Origin of the sequence: Streptomyces guryensis, assembly GCF_021261325.1 — a bacterium.
In the GTDB taxonomy this organism is placed as follows: Bacteria; Actinomycetota; Actinomycetes; order Streptomycetales; family Streptomycetaceae; genus Streptomyces; species Streptomyces guryensis.
In genome coordinates, this window is record NZ_JAJSBI010000067.1 from 1 (window position 1) to 3,266 (window position 3,266).

Below are 3,266 nucleotides of genomic sequence, written 5' to 3' on the forward strand. Positions count from 1 at the left end.
GTCTCGACCACGATGCGCACCGCGCCCTCACGGAACTCAGCGTCGTACGGCGGCTTCTTCTTGGACCCCATGAATCCCAACTTCCCCTGCAATCACGGGCTCCACGCTACGAGGGGATGGTCAATACCGATACCGGTTCCCTCCGTCACGCGCTGGAGCGTTGACGATCTGGAAGGCGCGCAAGCGGCTGCCACGCTGGTGGTCGGCCTGCACCAGACCGTCCAGGAGGATCGGACACCTGGATGGCTGACCGCGGACGTGCTCAAGCGATGGGCAGCCGACCCGGGGCCCCGCGCAAGCGTCTATGACCGTGCGCTGATCCTCCGCGCCTACCTGCTGCTCGGCGGCCATGCCGACGAATCCATGGTGAGTCACCTTGCCAGTCAGTTCAGGGCGCACCGGGGCTGTCCGGGGCTTCCCGGCCTGTACCGCCCAGATGACGAGCCGGGCTGCGACCTCAAGACGACATGGGCGGTATGGGAGCTGGACAAGGCACTGGATCGGAAGCTGGGAACTCTGCCCTCGCAGGGCTCCTGAGACAGAAAGTGAGCAGAACCCCCGTGAGCACACTGCTGACAGCGAGTGGGATAGGCAAGTCCTATACATTGCGCGGCCAGCGAGTCGACGTCCTCAAAGACATCGATCTCGCTGTCGCGCCGGGATGCGTCACCGCGCTCGTCGGACACTCCGGATCGGGCAAATCCACCCTCATGCACATTCTCGGGCTGCTGACGAAACCCGACACAGGCCGGGTGGAGCTGGAGGGCCGCGACACCCATGGTCTGTCAGACAGCGCACTCGCGGAACTGCGGCGTCGGCGTCTGGGGTTCGTCTTCCAGTCCTACAACCTGCTGCCACAGCACAGTGCCCTGCGCAATGTCCTGCTTCCGTACACCGGCAGGCGCCGGGAGGCAGAGGCCCGGGCGCGCGGTCTGCTGGAGCGCGTGGGGCTGGGAGACCGGTGCGAGCACCGGCCCAACGAGCTGTCCGGAGGCGAGCAACAACGCGTGGCGCTGGCCCGAGCGCTGGTGAACGATCCGCCACTGCTGCTGGCCGACGAACCCACCGGAAACCTGGATACCGAGAGCGAGGCCCTGTTGCTGGGCCTGTTCCGGGAAATGGCGGACGACGGGCGGGGGGTGCTGGTCGTGACACACAATCAGGCGGTCGCGGATGCAGCCGACGTCGTTCACCAGCTGGGCCGGGGCGCGGGTCTTTCGGCACAGGACAAGACGCACGGCCGCTCCTGGGCACGCACCGGGGGTTCGCGGGAGGGTGAGCTGTGAACCTGTTTCAGGTGGCGTGGTGGAACGTGCGAGCGCTGCGCAGTCGGCTGCTGGGGCTGGTGGCGATGGTCGCGGTCGCCGGTGCGGTGTGCCTGAGCGCGATCGGGATCGCCTCGAACGCGCAGGGGACGACGACCAGCCAGGTCGGGGAGTCGACGGCGAACCGGTCGGTCACGGTGGACTCCCCAGAGGGGCGTCCCGACACCGCTCAGCTGACGGACGCGACGGAGAAGCGCCTGGCGAAGATCGCTCACGTCGAGTCGGTCCAGCACAGGCTTCAGGTGTCGATGCCGGTACGGGACAACCCCGAGGGGGCCGACCTGCTGTATGCGACGACCTATCGCAAGGCGCTGGCACCCCCCGTGGTCAAGTCGGTGCGCAAGCAGCTGTTTCCGCTGCACCGCGGAGAAGTGGTCTTTCCCGCCTCCACGCACGGGGTGGACCTGTCTTCGATGGTGGGCAGGACGGTGACAGTGGACGCGCACCGATATGTGCGGCCCGGCGTGGGGGACACGGTGAGCGACCGGGTGAAGGTGGTGGGTCTGTACGACCCCAGCTGGCAGTTCGACGGCCCGGACACCGCGTATGCGGACGACGCGACCGTAGTGAAGTGGGCGGCGGCTGCGGCCGGCAAGACGACCGACGACTACTTGCGCACCTCAGGCTGGGATCAGCTGACGGTGGTGGCTGACAGTGCCGCCCATGTACCGGGCGTGCTCAAGGCTGTGCAGAGGATGAACTACCCGGCCAACTCCCTGCAGCAGCAGCTTCAGGCTCTTCCCGGAGTGCTCCAGTTGGTCAGCCTGACTGGGAACGTGCTGCTCGGCGTTCTGGGCGTGCTCGCCTTCGTAGGGGCGGTCACGGTAACGGGTGCGCTGGGGCGGCAGCGGGCCCAGGAAGTGGGCATCCTCAAGGCAGTCGGCTTCCGTAGCCGCTCGGTGATGGGGATGCTCGTGGCGGAGATGGCGATCGCCGGGGTGGTGGCGGCTGCCCTCGGCGTCGTCCTTGCGGTGGGCGCGTCCAGTGCGGCGGCTGCTGGTCTTCGGCGCATCAGCGACATCGCCCCGTATGTGCGCGACACGGTGCCGCTTCCGGGGACGCTGACGCTGATCTCTCTGTCGGTTGCGACCGTTGTCGTCGTAGCTGCTGGCGCCGTGCTCCCGGCTCGTCGTGCCGCTCGCATGTCCCCCACTGAAGCCATGAAGGACTGGTGATCCCTGTCATGTGGCGCAAGACGTCGTACGCCGCGCTCGCGGTGTCCGCTGCTCTGTTGGCCTCCTGTTCCGCTTCCGACGATGTGGAGTTGGGAACGGACTGGAAGGGATCGCAGACCTTTGTGACGGCGAGCGTGTCCGGGCACACAGTGGTGGTCGGTATCAATCCCGAAGCCCGCCACGCGCAGGCGCTGGCTGTTGTGCCGCAGAAGGACAGCGACGATGACGTGCAGGCTCCTCAGCTCGTGCAGCTGGGCGACGGGACGTGGTGGCTGTCAACCCCCCGCAAAGGAGAGCGTCCGGACCGGCTCTTCACGCTGAACACCGCCCGGAACGCCCTGGATGAGAAGGACGACACGGAGCGACTGCGCGAACTCGTGCCGGGCAAGAGCCTGGTCGCGGCCGTTCATGTCGCCTCCGGAAGAGATCAGGGCGCTGCCACGGCGGGCAGCAAAACCACCAGTGTGCTGGTACGCGATGCGAAGACGTGGAAGAAAGTCCGGGACGTGCAGGTTCCGGGACCAGTCACGCTGGCTGCGTCCGATCCGTCCAGTGACACGGTGTGCCTGGCTACCGGACAGGGGGCCGACGTGAAGGCGAGTGTGCTCGACCTCACCACCGGCAGGACCAGGCAGGTCGGGGAGTGACCATCCCCTCGTAGCGTGGAGCCCGTGATTGCAGGGGAAGTTGGGATTCATGGGGTCCAAGAAGAAGCCGCCGTACGACGCTGAGTTCCGTGAGGGCGCGGTGCGCATCGTGGTCGAGA

4 protein-coding genes and 1 pseudogene are annotated in these 3,266 nt (G+C 67.0%); 4 read left to right on the forward strand and 1 reads right to left on the reverse strand.

The genetic code is table 11. From position 1 onward, the window contains the following. Together LJ657_RS47920 and LJ657_RS47925 are read left to right on the forward strand one after the other, a co-directional pair. Positions 1-537: pseudogene (locus LJ657_RS47920) on the forward strand (hypothetical protein); the annotation flags it as partial. A 23-nt stretch (positions 538-560) separates the two neighbouring features. Continuing rightward, complete coding sequence (locus LJ657_RS47925; RefSeq protein ID WP_232656071.1) at positions 561-1,286, forward strand: ABC transporter ATP-binding protein; 726 nt, start codon at positions 561-563, stop codon at positions 1,284-1,286. 7 nt (positions 1,287-1,293) lie between these two features. Here LJ657_RS47925 and LJ657_RS47930 read toward each other — a convergent pair whose 3' ends face one another. Continuing rightward, positions 1,294-1,461: a hypothetical protein gene (locus LJ657_RS47930; protein ID WP_232656072.1), complete on the reverse strand. Its 168-nt coding sequence runs from the start codon at positions 1,459-1,461 to the stop codon at positions 1,294-1,296. 112 nt (positions 1,462-1,573) lie between these two features. Between LJ657_RS47930 and LJ657_RS47935 the strand changes: the two genes are divergently transcribed. Next, positions 1,574-2,500 carry an ABC transporter permease gene (locus tag LJ657_RS47935; RefSeq protein WP_232656073.1) on the forward strand — a complete coding sequence of 309 codons (927 nt, stop codon included), beginning with the start codon at positions 1,574-1,576 and terminating at the stop codon, positions 2,498-2,500. Between the two features lie 8 nt (positions 2,501-2,508). Next, the gene (locus LJ657_RS47940) at positions 2,509-3,147 is read left to right on the forward strand and encodes a hypothetical protein (protein WP_232656074.1); all 639 of its coding nucleotides are present in this window, start codon (positions 2,509-2,511) and stop codon (positions 3,145-3,147) included. Positions 3,148-3,266 lie beyond the last annotated feature (119 nt).